This window comes from Phycisphaerae bacterium, assembly GCA_035384605.1.
GTDB lineage: Bacteria > Planctomycetota > Phycisphaerae > UBA1845 > PWPN01 > JAUCQB01.
The window spans coordinates 1-21,222 of the sequence record DAOOIV010000068.1; the positions used below are offsets into that span (position 1 = coordinate 1).

Here is a 21,222-nt window from a genome sequence, read left to right on the forward strand (position 1 = left end):
AGAAGGGATTCTGGGGCCAGCGGTGTGGGCCCCAGAAAGGATTCTGGGGCCAGCGATGTGGGCCCCAGAAGGGATTCTGGGGTAAGCGGTGTGGGTACCAGAAGGGATTCGGGGGCCAGCGGTGTGGGTACCAGAAGGGATTCGGGGGCCAGCGATGTAGGCCCCAGAAGGGATTTTGGGGTAAGCGGTGTGGGCCCCAGAAGGGATTCGGGGGCCAGCGGTGTAGGCACCAGAAGGGATTCTGGGGCCAGCGGAGCAGACGAAGGTCGTACGACGACAGTGTGCCGACGGGGGCGTCGGCACCACTAAGGAATCTGCTGAGGGAAGCGCTCGACGCAACTCATCATGGTGTCTTGACCGTCGCTGCGGCAAGAATGCGCTACCCTGATTTCATGTTGTTCGGACGTCTGAATGAGCCGCTCTGACGCAATCGCCACCTAGTCAGGGCCGCGCGTGGGCGACTCGGGGGCATCAGCTAAGGACAACTTGCTCTCGGAGGGGGTTCTGAGAGTGCCGCCCGGACTGTCACGCGTGCGGCCGTTGTGAGCGCTCGAGGCCTTGAGGCGGAATTAAGCGGGCGACAGCCGGCCCTGGGTCTGTTAGTCCCTTCCGCCGCGACTGGTGCGCATTTTGCGCGCATGTTTCTGGATCGCAGAGCGCTTGGGTTGCGGTCCGCCTTAGAGGCTTTGTTCCTTGGGCACGATCCCGAGTGCATCCATTCGGCGATAGAGGCGGCTGCGCGAGATGCCCATGATCTTGGCCGCCCGGCTCCGTTGGCCGCGGGCCTGGCGAAGGGCATCGAGAATCGTTCGCCGCTCGACATCGGCGAGCACGCCGTCAAGTCGGGTACCCTGGTGACCGCCCGCTGCATTTGCCTGATCACGATTGCGGAGAGCCGCGCGCACTTCGTCGGCCTTGAGAACCGGGCCCTGGCCCGAAGCCAGGGAGGCCTCGATCACATGATGCAGTTCACGGAGGTTTCCCGGCCAGTGGTAGCCGTCGAGAGCGGCCCACGCACCCGGCTCGACCTCGGTTACCTGGCGCCGACCGCTGCGGTTGAAATCGGCGACAAAGAGGTCCACCAGTACGGGGATGTCTTCCTTGCGTGATCGGAGAGGCGGCAGCTCAATGCTGATCACGCTGAGGCGATAGGCCAGGTCTTCGCGGAGGCGGCCGGAGGTGATCAGATCCTGCGTCGGCCGACTCGTCGTAGCGATGATTCGAACGTTGGAAACGTCCTGCTCGCTGCCGTCGCCGGCCGTGTATTTACGTTCCTGCATGGCTCGAAGCAGCCTGGCCTGGCTGACGAGGGGCATGGCTGAGACGTCGTCGATGAACAGTGTGCCGCCCTTTGCCGCCGCGTATGCGCCGATGCGTTCGGCTAGGGGGGCGTCGGCTCCATGGTTGGGATAGCCGAACAGTTCGCCTTCAACCACGTCTCGCGAGGCCCCGGTGCAACTGACGGGCACGAACGGTCCTTCCTTGGCCGGTCCGCTGTTGTGAATGGTGCGGGCGACGGTTTCCTTTCCGGTGCCGTGTTCGCCGATGACGAGCACCGGCGAGCCGCTGTTGCTTGCAGCGGTGATCTTCTCAAAGACCGGTTGCATCGCGGGGGAGCGGCTGACGATCTCGGTGAAACCATAGCGCTCGCGCAGTCGTTGTCTGAGTGATTGGAGTTCTTCGCGCAACCGCGCGGTGGTATCGCGCCACTGGTCCTCGCGAGCCTTAGCCTCGGTAATGTCGCGCATCACGCCGATCACACCTTCGGGTTGACCTTCGGCTCCGCGCAGGGCGGTGTAGTGGGTTTCGACCCACCGGTGGCGGCCATCGCGGGTGGTGATGCGCATTCGCTGGCGGGCGCAGGGCAAATCACCTTTGAACACCGCCCATCCCGGACAGAGGGAGGCTTCGAGTGATCGGCCCTGCTCGTCGCGGCATTCGGTGACACCGATCTTGCCACAGGACGCGCCGACGACCTCTGATGTCTTGTAGCCGGTCAGACGTTCACACGCCGTATTGAACAAGACATATCGGCGCTCAGCATCCAAGACGAACACGCCGTCTTCGGTCTGGGACAGCATCCGTTCGAGTCTGGTATCGATCTGCGAGGACGAGTTCATGGTTTTGTCTCCCTGGCGGACGCCTGCTTATCTGAGGGGATCATAGTCCGCCGATTTGCTGCGACCACAAATAGTTGTAAGTTGTTTGTGTGAAGCAGCTTATAAGCTTTAGCCAGGCGAGGGGCGGCGGACGGTTTCGTGGTGGGCGCCCGTTTCCGCATCAGGTTGCGGAGCGGCGTCGTGGCAGGAGACGGGCATCAAGGGGTTTATTCAAGGCGGTTGAATTGACCTAAGGCGGACCGCCTTTTTGCGGGCCGCAACCCAAGCGTTCTGCGATCCGGAAACATGCACGCAAAATGCGCACCAGTTGCGACGGAAGGGACTATAGACGTCGGCTAGCGGAAGAAACTGTATCGGAAGATCGCGATGACTGCTTTGATGCCGTCCACCCAAGTAATCTTTTTCCCCTCTGAGTAGTCCCGGCCGGCGTAGCTGATGCCCACCTCGTAAACGCGGCAGCCGGTCTTGGCAATCTTGGCGGTGAACTCGGGCTCGAACTCGAAGCGATCGCTCTTGAGCTCGAAATTGCGCAGGATCTCGCGGCGAAAGACCTTGTAACAGACTTCCATATCCGTGAGGTTCAAGTTGGTAAGCATGTTGGACAGCAGGGTCAGGATCTTGTTTCCGAGCATGTGCCAGAAGAAAAGGACCCTGTGCGCCTCGCCGCCTACGAAGCGGGAGCCGAAAACGACGTCGGCGCGGTTGTCGAGAATGGGGGCAAGAAGTCTCGGGTAATCGCGAGGGTCGTATTCGAGGTCCGCGTCCTGCACGAGGATGATGTCACCGGTGGCCTTGTCGAAGCCCGTTCGGAGCGCAGCCCCCTTGCCTCGGTTGTGAGGGTGCATGAGCACCTGGATGTGTTGGCCGGCATGCTCGCGGCGGATGCGGTCGTAAAGATCACGGGTGCCGTCGGTGGAGGCGTCATCGACGAGGATGAGTTCCTTTTCCATGCCGACGTCAACGGCGAGCACCCGGCGAACCAATTCCTCAAGGGTCCGGACTTCGTTGTAGACAGGCACGACGATGCTGAGTTTCACGCGTCGCCTCCATTACCTGCGTGACCGGTGCCCATCTTAGAAGCGAATACGTGGAGCGGGCAAGTCGGTGAGAGGCCGCGTTGGGGGACTCGGGTGAAATGACTTATCGTCCCATGCGTTTCGCAGAGGTTTGCGGTGATATCCGTGGGGACATGTTGTGAACTCGTGGGGTGGGCGGCCGGCTGGTTGGATGAGTGCCAGGGGGGCTGTCCAAGGCGGGTCCCTGAGGTCGGCGATAAGTATATTTATGACAAGAGGTTGAAGTCCGTGAGACATCTGTTGCAAAGATGGTTGCACTGTCGAGAGCGGGGTGGGGGCACGGGCGGTCAATTGCCGGGCTTTTGCGTATAGGGCCGTTGGCCTAGAATTACCGATTCGAGATTCTACAGTACATAAGTTCTTGTTCCGATCGGCTTCAAGGTGACGCACCATGCGGAGCGGGTCGGGCGGTTACAGCGAGTGTTCAGCATGCGTTAAACGGAGGTCGTCGTGACGAAAGGCCATATGTCCAAGGAATTGATCATTCTGGCGGCGTCATTGGTATTCACAACCTTGCCAGGTGCCGGCGAGGTGAAGGGTCAGGTCCCTCCCGGCGTTGCTCCGGTTCCGCCGGCGTCGTCGGTTGCCCCGGCCGATCCGAATGGGCCCAAGCTGCGATGCGACGAGAACACGTTCGATTTCGGCGATGCCTGGTCCGGCACGGTGGTCGAGCACGCGTACGTGATTCACAACGACGGCAAGTCGCCGCTGGAGTTGTTGAATGTCAAGACGACTTGCGGTTGCACGGTTGTCGATTATGACAAGGTGATCGCCCCGGGGGGGCAGGGCAAGGTGACGGTCAAGCTGACCCTGAGCAAAGCGGTTCAGTCTCAGCCCGTATCGAGGTCCGTTCAGGTTGAGAGCAACGATCCGGCCAACAAGGTCGTTCCCTTGACCATCAAGGGCAAGGTGAAGCCTCGTGTTGCCCTGGAACCGTCCAATGCCGTTTTCGGCACGGTGACCGACGAGACGGACGTGACGCGGGTGATCAAGGTCACGAATTACACCGAAGGGCACATGAAACTGGAGCCCGTTCCGTTGCCTCCGGGTCAGCAATCCGTCTTCAAGGCGGAAGTCACCGAGGTGGAGCCGGGCAAGGTGGCGGAGATCAAGATCACAGGCGTGCGGCCGTTTGCCGAGCGGAACAATTCCACAGTGTTGCAGTTTACCACCGGTCTGGATAAGGACGAACGGATCAGCGTGCCGTGTTCGTTATACTCGCCACCGTTGCTGGAGGTGAGTCCAAACCGGCTTCCGTTGTTCCTGCCGCTGACCCGGGAGTTCATTCGTCAGGTGACGATCAACTACAGCGGCAAGGAGGATTTCAAGATCGAGTCCGTGGTGCCGGGCAATGATCAGATCAAGACTGAGCTGACACCTGTTGCGGGGTCGAAGTCTTTCCGGATGGTGGTGCGCGTGCCCCAGGATTTTACTCCGCCGAACCATGACCCCATCGATATCATCCTGAAGACCAACCTCAAGGAGAAGTCGGAGTTGCAGGTAACGCTGGAGCCTCGCGTGTCTCCGACGGCGCCGCAACCGCAGCCCCCGCCGGTGGTGGTGGCTCGGGTGGAGGATCTCCTGGGCAAGCCGACGCCGGTGACCAGTCAGATGCCGTTGAAGGCTGGGCAGGCCGTTCAGTTCGGGACCGGCAACCAGCCGGCCGTGGTGAATTTCTGGGCGGCTTGGTCGTCGCAGTGCCGCCGGCAACTGCCGTACATGAGGACTCTGCAGAGTCTGTACGGGGTCAAGGGCGTCACCTTCTTGAACATCAGCCTGGACTCGCTCAAGCCGGTCGGCGAAGTTCTGGAAGCGGCGAAGGAGGCAGGGCTGACGGAAGCAGCGCTGGCGGCGGATCCGCAATACACGACTGCCGCACGGTTCGGGATCAAGAGGGTGCCGACGGTCTTATTGATCGGCAGGAACGGGACGGTGGAGGCTGTTCACGAAGGCGTTCCCGCGGCGGAACAGATGGCTGAGTACGAGGAGATGCTGAGGAACGAGATCGACGCTTTGCTCGAGGGCAAGGGTCGCAGCGAGTTCGGCAGCATACCCCGTCCGGCCGGCAGCGCTGAGCTGCTCGAACCCCAGGGAGCCGGCACTACCCCGCTGGGGCGGATGCCGCGGTTGACGGTGGAGTCGGCCCGACAAGACCTTGGTGGGGTCAAGCCGGCGAGCAAGGTGACGGCCAAGCTCTACTATCGTAATGACGGCATGGAGCCGCTCACGATCAACTCAGTGACTGCAAGCGAGGGGCTCTCGGTCGGATCCGAGTACACGAAGAGCCTGACACCGGGGGCCATGGCGGTTCTCAACTGTACATTTGAGAGCGGCGCACGGCCGGGACCTTTCGAGCACAAAGTGACGCTGACGACGAACGATCCGACGCGACCGAAGCTGGACGTTGTGTTGTTGGGTACCGTTCGGCCTTACCTGGAATGCGATCCGGCGACGGGCATCGACTTTGGGCGTCACCCCCGAAAGCACACGATGGGGCGACTGGCGACCATTCTGTACCACGGGACGGACGAGATCGAGTACCTGTCGGCTGAATGCACCTCGCCGAAATTCGAGGTCATCGTTGAGAAGCTTCGCGGCAGTCAAAACGCCAAGCTGGTGGTCAACCCCAAGCCGCCGTTCGACCTTGGCGAACTGAAGGCGACCATCAAGGTGACGACGACCTGCAAGGAGCAGCCCACGCTCGAGGTTCCGTTGAGGCTGTACAATCCCAAGCGGATCGAGGTGACACCGGAAGCGATCGTTATCGGCGGGCCGGCCCGCGCTCAGCGATTCAGCGTGACGATCGCCAACAACGGTCTGGACAACCTGAGTATTTTCGGCATCACGCGGAGCAACAATCTCATCCGGGCGAGGATCTATCCGGACGCCGACGACGTTTCCTACAAGCTCGATGTGTTCGTTCCGCCGACCTACGTTCCGCCGGCCGAAGGCGACAAGATCACCATCCGGACCGACGACAAGGAGTTTGGCGAGATCGTGATCCCGATCAAGCCGGCGGCAGGCGGATGAAATGCTCCACGCGTTGTCGGGATGCTCTTTCTTGTTTTGGCGGAGCATCCAGGGCGTGCTGCCTTCTTGCGGGCCGCAAGACCGAGGCGTGCGGTGATTCGGGGGCGCTTGGGCAAGGCGCGCGGGTTTCCGGTCGCAGCGGTTCAGCCAACGGTTTTGCCCGGGTCGCTCTCCACAATGGGCACGGTCTTGGATGGGGTTGCCTCCAAGCACTCAGCGAGGTTCTCGCGTGCGGTGCCGATCGGCCGGATGCCGAATTTCTCGCTCAGGACGGCGAAGACATTCGTTGACACGAACGCCGGCAGCGACGGTCCCAGTCGGATGTTCCGCACGCCCAGGTGCAGCAGCGTCAGCAGAATGCACACTGCCTTCTGCTCGTACCAACTCAGGATCAGCGACAGCGGCAGATCGTTGACTCCACACTTGAGGGCGTCGGCCAAGCCGATAGCGATCTTGATGGCCGAGTAGGCGTCGTTGCACTGGCCGACGTCCAGCAATCGCGGCAGCCCCTCGACGGTGCCGAAGTCGAGCTTGTTGAATCGGTACTTGCCGCAGGCCAGCGTCAGGATCACGCAGTCGTCGGGCACGGCCTCAGCGAAGTCGGTGTAGTAATTGCGGCCTTCCTTGTGGCCGTCACAACCGCCGATCAGGAAGAAGTGACGGATTCTGCCTGCCTTGACGGCTTTGATCACCTTGTCGGCCGCACCAAGCACCGAGTTATGGCCAAATCCCACCAGGATCGTCTTTTCCGGCTCGGTGTGTCTGAAGCCGTCGGCGGCGAGGGCGGCTTCGATCACCGGGCGGAAGTCGCGGTCGGTGATGTGGGTGACACCCGGCCATGCGACCAGGCCGCAGGTGAAAAGCCGGTGACGATAGCTGTCTCGGGGCTTCTGAATGCAGTTGGTAGTCATGAGGATCGCCCCGGGGAAGCGTTCGAATTCGTCCTGTTGCTGGAACCAGGCTCCGCCGTAGTTGCCGACCAGGTGCTTGTACTTCTTGAGCTCCGGATAACCGTGGGCCGGGAGCATCTCGCTGTGCGTGTAGATGTTGATGCCTGTCCCCTCGGTTTGCTTGAGCAGTTCTTCCAGATCCTTGAGATCATGGCCCGAGATCAAGATCGCCTTGCCCTTGACCGGCGTGATGCGCACCGGTGTCGGCACCGGATGGCCGTAGGCACTGGTATTGGCCCTGTCCAACAGCTCCATGACCTTCAGATTAACCTCGCCGCACTTGAGTACCAGGGACAGCAGGCTTGCGGCGGTGTGGTCCGTTCGTGTCAGGCTGTCGAGGGCCTCATGGAAGAAGGCGTAAACGCCGTCGTCCTCGTGTCCGAGAATCATCGCGTGGTGGGCGTAGGCCGCCGTGCCCTTGAGGCCATAGGTCAGAAGTTCTTCGAGGCCGGCCACATCCATCCCGCGGACGCGAATGCGGTCCATGATGCCGACGTCCTGACCCTGTGCGACGAGACCGTCAATGTCGCCGGCGGGGGACCAAATCGCCGGACCGGTTAGTATTTCAGGCTGCTTGCCGGCCTTGATGCAGGCTTGCTCGTAGAGTATGCGGGCTCTGTCCCTGATCGAGGCGGCCTTGTGCAGTTCCTCGCCCATCCGCTCCGGGCTGAAGTTCACATTGGTGACGGTGGTGAACAGGGCTTCGACGATGAAGCGGTCAACCTGTCGGTCGCGAGCTCCCAGGTAGCCGGCGCGATGCGCGTGCATCGAGATGCCCTTGGCTGCATGGATCAGCAGGTCTTGAAGGGCCGCGACGTCGGGGGTCTTCCCGCAAACGCCGATGGTACTGCACCCTGTCCCTTTGGCCGCCTGTTCACACTGAAAACAGAACATCAGGAAACCTCCATTTGGGCCGACGGCAGGCCATCGTGACACATCTCCGAGAGCTGCCCCGGCGGGTTTTCGAATCGAGAGAGTATGGGCAGGTTGGCTCGGAGCAGCCCTTGATCTGTGTCAAAGTGATGCGGTTTTCGTAGCGGGGTCGGCAATCCGTATGTTAGTCATTGCTATACAAGAGGTTATGATCCGGCCGCGGGTCATGTCGCATTTGAGCAGCTTTGCGTCGGTGGCGCCAATTCCGGAAGGCAACAGCCATTGAGGATGGAGGCTCAGATGAGGGCGTGGCGAACCTTGTCGACGGAATTGGCACGTGATCGACGTCGAATTTTGGAGAAAACGGTTGACAGACGTTTGCGTCACGGTATTGTGTCGTGCGGAGCAGGCGGTCTGATTGTGGCGGATGCGGTATGTGGCACCGTATCCGGCGTCTGGTAGGAAAAGCTGGTCATCTCAGGCTCTGTCATCAATGAGCAGCCGCTGCCCAAAACGCTGATGCGAAAGGCCGGCTCTGTGCCGGTTTCACATTCCGGTTGTCTCTGTACGAGGAGGATGATCATGTCGAGGAAGCTGCATTCTCAGGCAGCGATGTGTGTTGTTGTGTTTTTGCTACCGGTGGCGGTGATGGGCGAGGAGCTGCCGCCGGAGGATTCCTACGATCCGGGGGCGGGGTATTACTCGGCCGGGTATCAACCGCTCATGCCGGTATTCGAGGAGGCGGCCGCGGAGTACGACGTGCCGCTTGACCTCTTGCTGGCTCTGGGCAAGGTTGGCAGCGCGTTTGAAGATCGCGGGACCGAGCCGACGATCGAGGGCGGCTACGGGATCATGGCTCTGCGCGATAGCGAATACTCTGATTCGTTGAAGCAAGCGGCGAGACTGCTGAAGCTGGACAGCGAGGTTCTCAAGATCGACGCAGCCGCGAACATTCGCGGGGCGGCGGCAGTGCTGGACCGGGCGGCCAAGAAGGCCAAGATCGACCGCAACCAAGGTTTACGTGCCTGGTTGCCGGTGGTCATCGAATACGCCGGCCTCGATGCCGAAAGCAGCAAGTTCTTTGCCCGGGGCATTTATCAGAGATTGCAGAACGGTTTTTCGAAGGTGAATTCGGCGGGCGAGGTTTTCGAGGTTCTTTCGCAGTCGGTTGGCGTTGATCTCGACAGTCTGGTGCCGAAGGGGTTGGTGGCGGTGGAGGCGACGACTTTCGACTATCAGATCATGAGTGCGCCGGGCGATTGCGGCAACCCGGACTACGCTTTGGCCACTTGGGATCCGGCTCCGACCTGCAACTACTCGACGTCGGTGACCAACAAGGACACGATTGTGATTCACGTTGCGGAGGGCTCGGCCGCGGGGACCATCTCCTGGTTCAAGAACTGCAGTTCAGGAGTGGCCGCCCACTACGTCATGGATGAAGCCGGAGCGATCTGGCAAATGGTTTGCGAGCGACACGTCGGATACCACATCGTCTGCTACAACAGCAGGGCCATCGGTATTGAACACGAGGGTTATACCGCCGACCCCAGTCATCCGGAGGCGATGTATCAGGCCTCGGCGAACTGGGCCCGGGACGTCTGCAATCGCTGGGGCATTCCGAAGCAGAAAGCCCGTTCGGCGCCGGGCATCGTGGGGCACGCGGACGTGAGCGAGTGTGTTCGGTGTACGGACCACATGGACCCGGGCCATGGTTGGGACTGGGGTCATTACATGGCGCTGGTCAACCAGGCACCGGATCCGATTACGTTCATTGTTGAGAGCCGCGCAGGGGGCAAGAACAATGCCAACTACTCGGAAGTGGGCTCGTTCGGGAACTCCAGCGGCAAGAGCACGGTGTGGGACTGCACCAGCGGCATCGGGAGCCGGTACGCTTACATGAACGGCACTAACAGGTGCAGTTACAGTTTCACGCCCACGACGAGCGGGACCTACCGGGTTTATGTCACCTGGTGCACCTCGGCCAACGCCACTCAGCAATTGGAGCACATTGTCACGCACGCCGGCGGTTCGACGAGCATCGTGCTTGACACGGACGTGGATACGAATCCCTGCGGGCGCAACAATTGGAACCTGCTGGGGGAATTCGTGCTCAATTCCGGCGTGCAGTACAGCGTGACGCAGACCAGCCAAAACTATCATGACGGGATGGTATTGCGGGCCGACGCGGTCAAGTGGGAGTATGTTGGCGGCGGCGGGGGCGTCCAGCCTCCGACGATCACTCAGCACCCCGCGGCCCAGAGTGTCTGTCCGGGCTCGACGGCGGTTTTCAGCGTGACGGCCACGGGCGAGGGCACACTGACCTACCAGTGGCAAAAGAACCAGGTGAACCTGACGAACGGCGGGCATTACTCCGGAGTGACCACCGAGGCGCTGACAGTGTCAAACGCGGACGGCAATGACGCGGCGAATTACCGGTGTGTGGTGAGCAACGCCGGCGGCAGTACGACCTCAAACGCGGCGGGCTTGACGCTCAAGGCCGCGACTACGATCACCCAACATCCATCGGATCAGACGGTGGCGACGGGCGGGACGGCCAACTTCAGCGTCGCCGCTGCCGGGGACGGCGCCCTGACCTACCAGTGGCAAAAGAACCAGGTGAACCTGTCGAACGGCGGCCACTACTCCGGCGTGACGACCGCGACGCTGACCGTTTCCAATGCCGACAGCAACGATGCGGCGAGCTACCGCTGCGTGGTGACGGCCGGCTGCGGGATCGCGACCTCGAACTCGGCCACACTGACGGTGACCACGGGGGGCACCACGATCTTCTTCGACAATTTCGATAGTTATGCGAACCAGACGGCGTTTACCGCCGTGTGGCCGATTTCGGTATCGCCCGGCGGGACCCTGTCGACGGCGCTGTATTTCAGCTCGCCGAAGTCGATCTACATCGGCACGTCGGCGGCCCGAAACCAGCGCAACTTTACTGAAACGACGGCCTCGGACGCCGTTCCGATCGTGTGGAAGTTTCGCCTGTACGATAACAACACCTCCAATCTGGATCGTCAGTGGTGCGAGCTGCTGGATGCGTCGCCCAGCGTCGTTCAGTTGGTAGCACTGGGCAAGTCCAACGTGCAGGAGGCGATGCGGACGTACTACGCAGCTCGCGTGGCCTATTCGCCCGGACCGGGTTGGGTAGCGCTGAACGGCCCGGGTGCTCCGACTCGGAGCGTGGGATGGCACGAACTGAAAGCCGTGATCAAGAGCACGACCATTGACTTCTACGTGGACGGCGTGTTGGCCAAGTCGGGCGTATCCTACGCCAACAGTCAAGGCCAGTTCAGCTTCGACCGTGCGAGACTTGGTTCGGGTTACAGTTCGACAAGTCTGGCGTATTACGACGATTACTCGGTCGTGAGCGGTCAATAAGCAGGTCAGGGTGCGCGGCACGGGCCTTGGGGGGGCCGTGCCGCCTCCGGTTTGTCGTATGGGTCATTCTGCAAATCTCGGCCATAAAGCCATTTCTCGAGGAGGATCAATCCATGTCATTTGGACTCGTCTCTCGTCCGGTCAGGATTGCCGTGATCCTGGCGGCTTTGCCGGTCGGCCGTGCCGCAGCCCAAACCACGGAGTTCCGGGGCATGTGGGCGGATGTCTGGCATGAAGGATACAAGAGCGCGGCGCAGATCGACGCGATGGTGGCTCGCGCGGTTCAAGGAGGATACAACGCGATCTTTCCCGAGCTGCTGGCTTACCAGGATAGTGGATCGAGCGCCCACGGGGCGTATTGGAACTCGGCCATTGTGCCGAAGGCAACTGATATTCAAGGAGGCATCGACCCGCTGGCCTATTTGATACAGCAGGCTCATGCGCAGGGCATCGAGGTACATGCGTGGTTGACCGCGTTTCGGGTGTCGACGAGCTGGCCGCCGGCGAACAACGCGACGCTGGCCGCTCACCCCGAATGGATCATGGTGGAGCAGGCGGACATGAACGCCGGTCCGCAGGTCATCGGCTCCGACTACACTCTGGATCCCGGTTCGCCGGACGTTCAGGAGTATTTGATGAGCATTGTTCGCGAACTGGTGACCAATTACGAACTGGACGGCATTCACTGGGACCGGATACGCTATGAGCAGACGGATGCCGGCTATCCGGCTTACACGTCCTACGCCAGGTCCGGCCTGGCCCGTTTCAAGGAGATCGCCGGATACGCGGGCACGCCGGCGCCCACCGGCGTTCCGGCATGGAATGACTTCCGGCGGCGAAGCATTACGGAGCTGGTGCGACGCGCCCAGGTGGAGATCGAATCGGTCACCGGCAACCCGCGGCAGCCGCTGCGTCACAGTGCCGCACTGATCACATGGGGCGACGCACCGAGCAACTTCGCCAGCACAAATGCCTACCTGCTCTTCCAGAACTGGGAGGAGTGGCAGCGGCTTGGCTATCTCGACATGGCGATCCCCATGACGTACTACGATGAGGACAGTTATCCAACCTGGTATCGGAACTGGGTGAACCGGGAGATTGCCTGGAGCTATGATCGGCACATGGTGGTCGGCCCGGCTTTGTACCTCAATGAGTTTGACGACAGTGTGGCGCAGATGCTCTATGCGCGGAATGCCGGCGCCGACGGCGTGTGCACCTATGCGTACGCTCTCACGCGATCGGGCGCGAATTATGACTGGACGTGGTATCCATACGCGGCGGCCAACATATTCACCTCGGCGGCCGGCCCGCCCGGAATGCCTTGGCGCAGTCCGTACACTGCAACCGAGGGGCGTGTCTGGGGACGGGTGACGGACTCGTTCACCGGCGAACCGATCGATGACGCGGCCGTGCAGGTAGGTGCGCTGGGCACGGTGCGGACGGACGGTAATGGATACTATGTCATGACGCTGGTACCGGCGAGCAGTTCCGGCACCCACTATGACGTCACTGTTTCCCGGGATGACTACACATCGCAAGTGCTGACCGTGCAGGTGTCGGCCGGTCAGCCTGTCCGCCAGGATTTCGCCCTGGATCTCGCGCCCATCCAGACGTTCATCGTAGAGAGTCGCGCGGGCGGCCAGAACTTCGACCGATTCAGCCAGGCGGGCACTTGGGCGAACAGCGCGTCCAAGAGCAGCGCAGCGGGTACCACGGCCGGCATCGGCAGCCTTTACACGTACCTGGGGTACGCCGATCGTATTGTAACGTACAGCTTCACGCCCACGACGACCGCTTCGTATGACGTGTACGTGACCTGGGTAACCTCAGCCAATGCATGCAGCAGCGCCAAGCACACCGTCACCCACGCCGGTGGAACCAGCACGGTCTATAAGAACCAGTTGACCGGCGGCGACACATGGGTGCTACTCGGCCGCTACAACTTCAACGCGTGGACGACGTACGGCGTTTCTCAATACTCATCGGGGTCCTCCGGCGGCACGATCATTCGGGCGGACGCGGTCAAGTGGCAGATCGTCGGACCGCAGCCGCCGACGATCACGCTTTCCCCGACGACGCTGTCGCCGTCGTGCGCGGAGGGCAGCAATGCGGCGAGTCAGAGCTTCATGGTTCAGAACACCGGCGGCTCTACCCTGGAGTACTTCATCAGCGTGAATCAGACCTGGCTCAGCGTGAGCCCAGCCAGCGGTTCGTCCACCGGCGAAGCTGATACGATCACGGTGAATTACAGCACGTCGGGCTTGTCGGCGGGCACCTACAACGCGACGATCACGGTCAGCGATCCGAATGCGACGAACAATCCGCAAAGCATCGCCGTAACATTGACCGTCAGTCCTGCGATCACCGTTTTCATTGTGGAGAGCCGGTCAGGCGGGCAGAACTACGACAGGTACTCAGAGACCGGGGCATGGTCGAACAGCACAGCCAAGAGCACGGCCTCGGGTTGCACGGCCGGGATCGGCAGCCGTTACTGTTCGATCAGCAGCACGGCCAAGACGGCGGTATTCAAGTTCACTCCGACAGCCACGGGTTCGTATAAGATCTACACCACCAACGCCAGCACCACCAACAGCGGCAACCCGCTGGTTCACAAGGTGACGCATGCCGGTGGAACGACCAACGTGAACGTCTGCCAGAACTCAACCTGTAACCCGAATCCCTGCAACCAGTGGCGGCTCCTGGGGACTTTCACGCTGAACGCCGGAACGGAGTACAAAGTGACCCTGGACGGGTCGACCGGGGCAGGTTCCGCTCCGACCGGTAACGCCGGGCGAGCGGACGCCATCAAGTGGGAGAAACAGTGACCGTCAGAGCGGCGGTCGGAGGGTATGCAAAGAACGGGCCTTCGGTGAGAGGTGGCACGGTCGGTAGCGGCCGTGCCACTTCGTCAGGTGCCGACCTTGTTGCGGTCGCAGTTGCGACCTTTTCAGCAGGGGCATTCTGAGCAGGGCCGGACGAGGATTGTGCAGGCGTGCGCGGCCGCACGGGCGAAGCATGGTCGCATCTTACGGTGCGATCCTCTTCGCGGTTCGGCGATCATTGAATGAGGATGGGCATCGTCGGACCCGGATGCGAAGCCGGGGCCAGCGGTGGTTTGCCACCTATTGGACCGGCGGGGCTCTTTTCGAGAATCCGTTCACGGGTATAAGATGAGCGCGTTTGACCGGATTCCTTATGGCGAGTGCGACGGCGAGGCGCGTAGTGGCTTTGAGAGCGGACAGGAATCGGAGCGGCCCGGCGAAGGCTGCGGTGGACGCGACATTGTGCATTCAGCGGCCATCGCCGGATTCGGGCATGGCCGGCGTGGTTCTGTGCGGCGGGAAAGGCAGCCGCATGGGACGGGCGCGGATCCACAAGGTCTGCGAGCCGATTGCCGGTCGGCCGGCCGTGGTTCGGTTGCTCGATACACTGCAGGCCGACGGCGTTGACCCGATCGTGGTGGTCGTGGGACACAACAGCGGGGCGGTGGTCCAGACCATTGGGGCATCCCATGCTGGGGTTGTTTTCGTTTATCAGCGAGACCGGTTGGGTACGGGCCACGCCGCCCGGATCGGCGTCGAGGCTCTGGCGCGGCTCGGTTACCAGGGCACGGTGCTGGTTACGATGGGCGACAAATGGCTGGCGCCGAATCTCGTTCAGGAAGCCGGCAGGCGTTTTCGCCGGTTGCGAGCCGACCTGTTGCTGGTGACCACGCCGAAGCGGCCGGAAGGCAGCGGCGGACGGTTGGTCAATTTGCCCGGCCGGGGCATTATCGGCATTGTGGAACGGCGGGACATCGACCGGGCGCGCGTTCTGCGGGACTGGTTCGAGTTGGCCGCCTCTTGCGACACACTTTCCAGAGCTCTGCTTCGTCACGTTGGGCTTAAGCGAATCCGGCCGGCGGTCAAGCTGTGGCGGGCGCTGGGGCCGCTTGCCGGTTTCTCACGGGGTTCCGGCAGGGTCCGATCGTCTGAGTTGTTGCAGGCCCTTCGCGAGGCCGGGATGGACGTTCGCGTAGGCGGCACGACCCTCGGGCCGGAGAAGATCGAGCAGTATAGCAAGACGGTCAACGAATCCGTTTACGTGGGTGACATCAACGTTTTACAGGCGGCTCTTCATCGCGTCGGACGAGCCAACGCCCAGGACGAATACTATGTGACCGACATGATCGAGATCATTGGGCGCGGCTTGCATTGCCCGGAGAACGACTGCCCGGGCAGGGTGGTCGAGTATGAGGTCCGGCGCGATCAGGTGATGGCTTTTAACACTCGCGAGGAACTCTTCAGCATAGAAGAACACGTCCGCAAGCAGGAGCGTGACCTGGGTAGCGAGAGGGCCCTTAAGAAGCTGGCTCCCGCCTTGCGGAGCTGCGAGGAGTGGCTGGCCATTCTTCGTCCGGCGGGGCGGCGTGCTCAAAGGCTTCTCGAGCGCGCCTATGGTGTGGACGGGTCTGTGGTTATGCGCCGCATCGGCCCTCTGCGGGGCGTGGTGCGATTGTGGGCCAGGGCCTTCGACGGAAAGCGAAAGATTTTTCTGGTTCGCGCGCCGGGGCGGCTGAATCTCATGGGCCGTCACATTGATCACCAAGGCGGGTTTGTTCACTCGATGGCGTTGGACTGCGAGGTGGTCATGGCGGTGAGCCCACGGCAGGACGACGTCGTTCGGTTGGTCAATGCCGACCCGGTGGCTTTTCCCGCCCGCGAACTGGTCATTGGCGATTGGCTGGCGGCCTTGCGGACGCCGGATTGGCTGAGTTTCGTTGACGGCCAGAGAGTTCGCACGCACCTGATGTCCACGGCCGGAGATTGGAGCAATTACGTCCTGGCGTCCGTGCTCTATCAGCAATACATGCATCGTGGACGACGGTTGTGTGGGATGGATGTGGCGGTCAGCGGCAACGTGCCGATAGCCTCCGGTCTTTCGAGCAGTTCGGCCATGGTGGTGGCGGCGATGGAGGCGATTGTGGCCGTCAACGGCATCGCCATGAGCCCGTCGGAGATTGTGCCGGCGTGTGGCCAAGCCGAATGGTTTGTCGGGTCGCGGGGCGGGGCGGGCGATCACGCGGCTATTCGCCTGGGTAAAGCCGGGCATGTGGCCCGGATGGGCTTTCACCCCTTTTCGCTTTCTCGATACGTTCGTCTTCCTTCTGATCTTGCCGTTCTGGTCGCTTACAGCGGGCAACATGCGGTGAAGAGCGCCGGGGCCCGCGATCGGTTCAACGAACGTGTGGCCTGCTACCGGATCGGCATGATGCTCTTGCAGAAAAAGTACCCGCGTCTAGCCAAGAGGCTGCAGTACGTGCGCGATCTGACGCCGGCCTACGGCGTTTTCAAGCCGCACGAGGTGGATGCGGTGCTCGAATCGCTGCCCGAGCGGATCTCACGGCGTCAGATCAGGGCCCGACTCGGTCAGGAGTTCGAGGAGCGGTTGGCCAGGGTCTTTGCCTCGCATACCGATCCTGGTCAGTACACCATTCGCGACGTCGTGGTTTTCGGCGTCAGCGAGTGCGAGCGGAGCCGGCTGGCGGCCGACTTGCTGGATCGGAAAGACCTGCCCGGTTTCGGTGAAATGGTCTTGCTGTCGCATGATGGTGACCGGGTCAGCGGGTCGCCCGCGGCTGAGGCGGCAACGGCAGCCGGACGGAAGGCTGAGAGCCTTTGGAGGATGACCGGAGCTTATGCGTGCAGCACCCCGAACATCGACCGTCTGGTGGACTTGGCCTCTGCGGTGCCCGGTGTTTACGGTGCCCAGCTTGCCGGGGCGGGACTGGGCGGCTGTGTCATTATCCTGGCGCGCCAGTCGGCCGTGCCGCAGGTCCGAGCGACACTTGCCCGCGAGTACTACGGTTCGCTCGGGCTGGCGCCTTGTATCTGGCGGGTCCGCCCGGTGGCCGGTGGGGGGATCATACGGCCGTAGGAATCGAGAATTGAGAATGGAGAATGGGGAATGAGTGAGACCTATCGACGCGATTCCTGGGAGTGCCCGATTTGTCTGAAGCAACGGCGGCGCCCGCCGGATCACAAGCGGCTTTACAATGTGCTGGTGTGCAGGAAGTGCCGCAACGGTTTTGCTAATCGCCGGCAGGCGGCGTTTCTTGTCGATTGCGTGGTTTTCTATCTTCTGGTTGGTGGGGCGGCCATGCTGATCGGGCTCTTGGAAGACCGTTCTCCGGAGAGCCTGGAGTCGCTGTGGGCCGTTGTTTGGCGGGTGCTCGCTGTGATCATCGTTCCCGTCGCATTTGCCCTCAAAGACTCCGTTAATGGTCGGTCTCCGGGCAAGATTCTCTTCGGCCTACAGGTTGTTGACGCGTACAGTCGCGACCCGATCGGTCCGGGACAGTCGTTCAAACGAAACCTTATCCTTGCGGTTCCCTACCTGGGTCTCCTGGGCTTGATTGTCGGCTGTATCACCATGCTGCGAGGGCGCCGGTGGGGTGAGGGGTGGGCTGGGACGGAGGTTGTCTGGTTAAAGCACGCCACTCGAGAACCGTTTGCTCCCGCGGGGCGCTACTGCCGGGTGTGCGGCTACGACCTGACGGGGAATATCAGCGGCCGGTGCCCGGAATGCGGGACCGAGATCCGCGATCGGGAACTGGTACCCCAGCCGAGGCGAGCTTAGCGGTCAGCGAGGTGTTTCAGGCGGTGGGGCAACTGCCCGAGCCAGCGGCCACGATTGCGGCAGCGCCCCAGTCTTGCGTTGGGAAATGTGTCCAGCTTGATGTTGTAGTCGGCTTGCCGATAGAATAGGAGGGGTAGGCGAGAACAGGCCGATCGTGGGATCCTGCGCCGCGATCTTCGCCGCCCACCGGCTGGGTTAGCTGACGTATTTCCTTACCAGATTAAGACTTGCCGCGAACTCATGGCCCGACAGAAGAAGAAATTAGGCGAGATCCTGGTGGACTGGAAGATCATCAGTCCGAAGGCTCTTGAGGACGCCCTCAAGTATGCCGAGGAGCACCGTAAGCGGATCGGCCAGGCCCTAGTTGAGCTGGAGCTCTGCCGTGAGGAGGACGTGGCCAAGGCTCTTGCTGCCCAGTTCGGCGTGGATTATGTCGACGTCGACCAGACGGCGGCCATCGCTGCGAACATGCACCTGATTCCGACGAAGATCATGAAGGATCACCAGATTCTGCCCCTCGGCCAGGAGAACGGCCGGCTTCGCGTCATCGTCAGCGATCCTTTGGATCTTGAACTGCTCGACCTGTTGAGATTCACGGTCAACCCGAACATCGACCTCGTCATTGCCGCCCCGAGCAAGATCAAGCGCTTCATCGACAAGCACCTCTCCGAAGTCGGCGAGAAGATGAAGAGCACCCTGACGAGCATCGACGAGGACCGCGAAGAGGAGGAGGCCGAGGGCATCAAGATTGCCGGCGAAGAGCCCGACGCCCCGATCATCAAGCTTCTGAACCAGTACATCACGGAAGCGGTCAACATGCGGGCGAGCGACATTCACATCGAGCCGATGGCGGACCGCGTTCGTGTCCGATACCGCGTCGACGGCGAGTGCCTGGAACGGCAGAAGATTCCGAAGGCGGTGCAGGCGGCGGTGATCGCCCGTCTCAAGCTGATGTCGGGCATTGACATTGCCGAGCGCCGACTGCCCCAGGACGGTCGTATCAAGCTGACCATCGGCGGCAAGGACATCGACTTTCGCGTGAGCACCTGCCCGGCATACCACGGTGAAAGCTGCGTGCTGCGTATTCTTCGTCCCGAATCGGTCCGGGTGGGAATTCCGTCGCTTGGTCTGGAGCAGGATGACTACGAACAGTTCATGAAGACCATCAAGCGTCCCAACGGCATCTTCCTGGTGACCGGGCCGACGGGATCGGGCAAGACCACGACGCTGTATGCGGCGTTGCAGGAACTCAACCGCCCGGACAGGAAGATCATCACCGCGGAAGACCCGGTCGAGTACAACTTCAGCGGCATCAACCAGTGTCAGGTCCGCGACGATATCGGGTTGACTTTCGCCAAGATTCTCCGGGCGATGCTGCGTCAGGCCCCGAACATCATCCTCGTCGGCGAGATTCGTGACCTGGAGGTGGGGGAGGTAGCGATCCAAGCGGCCCTCACGGGCCACCTGGTGTTCAGCACGCTGCACACCAACGACGCCAGCAGTGCGATCACGCGTCTGATTGACATGGGGATCAAGCCGTTCCTGGTCGCCAGTTCGATCCAGGCGATCCTGGCCCAGCGTCTGACGCGGGTGATCTGCGAGGAGTGCAAAGAGGACGATCCGGACCCCGATCCGAAGCTGATGCGTTTGCTGCGTTTCACCGAAGACGAACTCCGGGGCCGGCTCAAGCGGGGCGCGGGTTGTAAGCGGTGCAACGGTACGGGCTTCCGCGGGCGGCTGGGTATATTCGAGTTTCTGACGATGACCAACGAGCTGCGGGAACTGGCGTTTAACCGGGCTTCCACGAGCCAGATCCGCAAGGCGGCCCGGGCGTCGGGCATGCGTGGTCTGCTGGAGGACGGCAAGATCAAGGTTCTTCGGGGCGTGACCACTCTTGGCGAGGTGGCCAAGCACGCCCAAATCGAAGGTGTGGTGACGGAGGACTAGTAGCCGGGGGAAGAATTGGCAGGTGTTATGGGTACGCTGCATATAGATCGTATTCTTGAGACGTGCATTCGGCGAGACGGGTCTGACATTCACCTGACGGTGGGCAGGCCTCCGGTGATTCGGGTACACGGGCACCTTCGCTCGCTTGAAACGAAGGTGCTCGAGCCGGATGACACGGTGGCGCTCATGAAGGCCATTACGCCGGATCGGAACCAGCAGGAGTTGCAGGAGGAAGGCGGCACCGACTTCGGGTTTGCCTTCGGCAACCAGGGGCGATTCCGGGTGAGCGTTTTCAGGCAGAAGGGGCACGTGACTCTGGTTCTGCGTCTGATTCCTTACAAGCTACTGAGCTTCAAGGAAATCGGTTTGCCCTCGATCTGCCAGGCCCTGTGCCGCCGGCCGCGAGGCTTGTTCCTGGTCACGGGGCCGACGGGATCGGGCAAGACCACCACGCTGGCGACGATGATCAACTACATCAACGAGAACTTCGACCGGCACATTGTCACCGTGGAGGAGCCGATCGAATACTACCACACCCACAAGAAGTCGCTGATCAACCAGCGTGAGGTGGGTCTGGACGTCCCGAGTTTCGCGGAGGCCTTGCGTCGGGTCCTGCGTCAGGACCCGGACGTGATTCTGGTCGGCGAGTTGCGCGACCTGGAAACGATGGAAGCGGCGCTCCGCGCGGCCGAGACGGGTCACCTGGTGTTCTCGACGGTACATACCACCGGTTGTCAGGGTACGATCACCCGCATCATCGATCAGTTTCCCCACGAGCAGCAGGAACAGATTCGTGTGCAGATCTCGACCAATCTGATTGCGGTGCTTTCCCAGGCTCTGTGTGCCAGGATTCCCAAAGGCCGGGTTGCCGCGTATGAGTTCATGGTGGTCACGCCGGCCATCGCCAACCTGATCCGCGAGAACAAGACGTTCCGTATCGATTCGAGCATTCAGACGGGCAAGAAATTCGGCATGCAGTTGCTGGACGAGCACCTATTGCAGTTGTACCAGGATCACATAATCTCGGCCGAGGAGGCCATCGACCACGCGCGCAACCCGGGCGAGATGCAGGACAAGATCGAGGCTATCCAGAAGGGTTTGCCGCCTGAGGCTGGTCCCGGCGGCGGCCCGGGGGGTAAACCGAAGGGGCCGGACGGAGAGCCGGACCTACCGCCGATGCCGAAAGGATGAAGAGGAGGCTGTTAGACTTTTAGACCT

The 21,222-nt window shown here is 61.6% G+C and carries 10 protein-coding genes; 7 read left to right on the forward strand and 3 right to left on the reverse strand.

Features of this window, described 5'->3' with window-relative positions; all coding sequences use genetic code 11:
* Positions 1–677: 677 nt before the first annotated feature.
* Together PLL20_14480 and PLL20_14485 are read right to left on the reverse strand one after the other, a co-directional pair.
* A complete protein-coding gene (locus PLL20_14480) occupies positions 678–2,120 on the reverse strand; it encodes a sigma 54-interacting transcriptional regulator (protein ID HPD31195.1) in 1,443 nt (480 codons plus the stop codon).
* 335 nt (positions 2,121–2,455) lie between these two features.
* Positions 2,456–3,157, reverse strand: a complete 702-nt coding sequence (locus PLL20_14485; GenBank protein ID HPD31196.1) for a glycosyltransferase family 2 protein — start codon at positions 3,155–3,157, stop codon at positions 2,456–2,458.
* A gap of 489 nt (positions 3,158–3,646) precedes the next feature.
* Here PLL20_14485 and PLL20_14490 point away from each other — a divergent pair, with 489 nt between their 5' ends.
* Positions 3,647–6,226, forward strand: a complete 2,580-nt coding sequence (locus PLL20_14490; GenBank protein HPD31197.1) for a DUF1573 domain-containing protein — start codon at positions 3,647–3,649, stop codon at positions 6,224–6,226.
* Positions 6,227–6,369: 143 nt separating this feature from the next.
* Here PLL20_14490 and hcp read toward each other — a convergent pair whose 3' ends face one another.
* Complete coding sequence (gene hcp, locus PLL20_14495; GenBank protein ID HPD31198.1) at positions 6,370–8,070, reverse strand: hydroxylamine reductase; 1,701 nt, start codon at positions 8,068–8,070, stop codon at positions 6,370–6,372.
* A gap of 561 nt (positions 8,071–8,631) precedes the next feature.
* Between hcp and PLL20_14500 the strand changes: the two genes are divergently transcribed.
* From PLL20_14500 to PLL20_14525, 6 genes are all read left to right on the forward strand, one after another.
* Positions 8,632–11,439 carry an immunoglobulin domain-containing protein gene (locus PLL20_14500; protein ID HPD31199.1) on the forward strand — a complete coding sequence of 936 codons (2,808 nt, stop codon included), beginning with the start codon at positions 8,632–8,634 and terminating at the stop codon, positions 11,437–11,439.
* A 113-nt stretch (positions 11,440–11,552) separates the two neighbouring features.
* Positions 11,553–14,264: a family 10 glycosylhydrolase gene (locus tag PLL20_14505; GenBank protein ID HPD31200.1), complete on the forward strand. Its 2,712-nt coding sequence runs from the start codon at positions 11,553–11,555 to the stop codon at positions 14,262–14,264.
* 445 nt (positions 14,265–14,709) lie between these two features.
* Positions 14,710–17,355, forward strand: a complete 2,646-nt coding sequence (locus tag PLL20_14510; protein ID HPD31201.1) for a galactokinase family protein — start codon at positions 14,710–14,712, stop codon at positions 17,353–17,355.
* Between the two features lie 30 nt (positions 17,356–17,385).
* Entirely contained in the window at positions 17,386–18,057 is a 672-nt protein-coding gene (locus PLL20_14515) for an RDD family protein (GenBank protein HPD31202.1), read from the forward strand.
* A 240-nt stretch (positions 18,058–18,297) separates the two neighbouring features.
* On the forward strand, positions 18,298–20,004 hold the full coding sequence (locus PLL20_14520) for an ATPase, T2SS/T4P/T4SS family (GenBank protein HPD31203.1): 1,707 nt from the start codon (positions 18,298–18,300) through the stop codon (positions 20,002–20,004).
* 27 nt (positions 20,005–20,031) lie between these two features.
* The gene (locus PLL20_14525; GenBank protein HPD31204.1) at positions 20,032–21,195 is read left to right on the forward strand and encodes a type IV pilus twitching motility protein PilT; all 1,164 of its coding nucleotides are present in this window, start codon (positions 20,032–20,034) and stop codon (positions 21,193–21,195) included.
* The last annotated feature ends 27 nt before the right edge of the window (positions 21,196–21,222 follow it).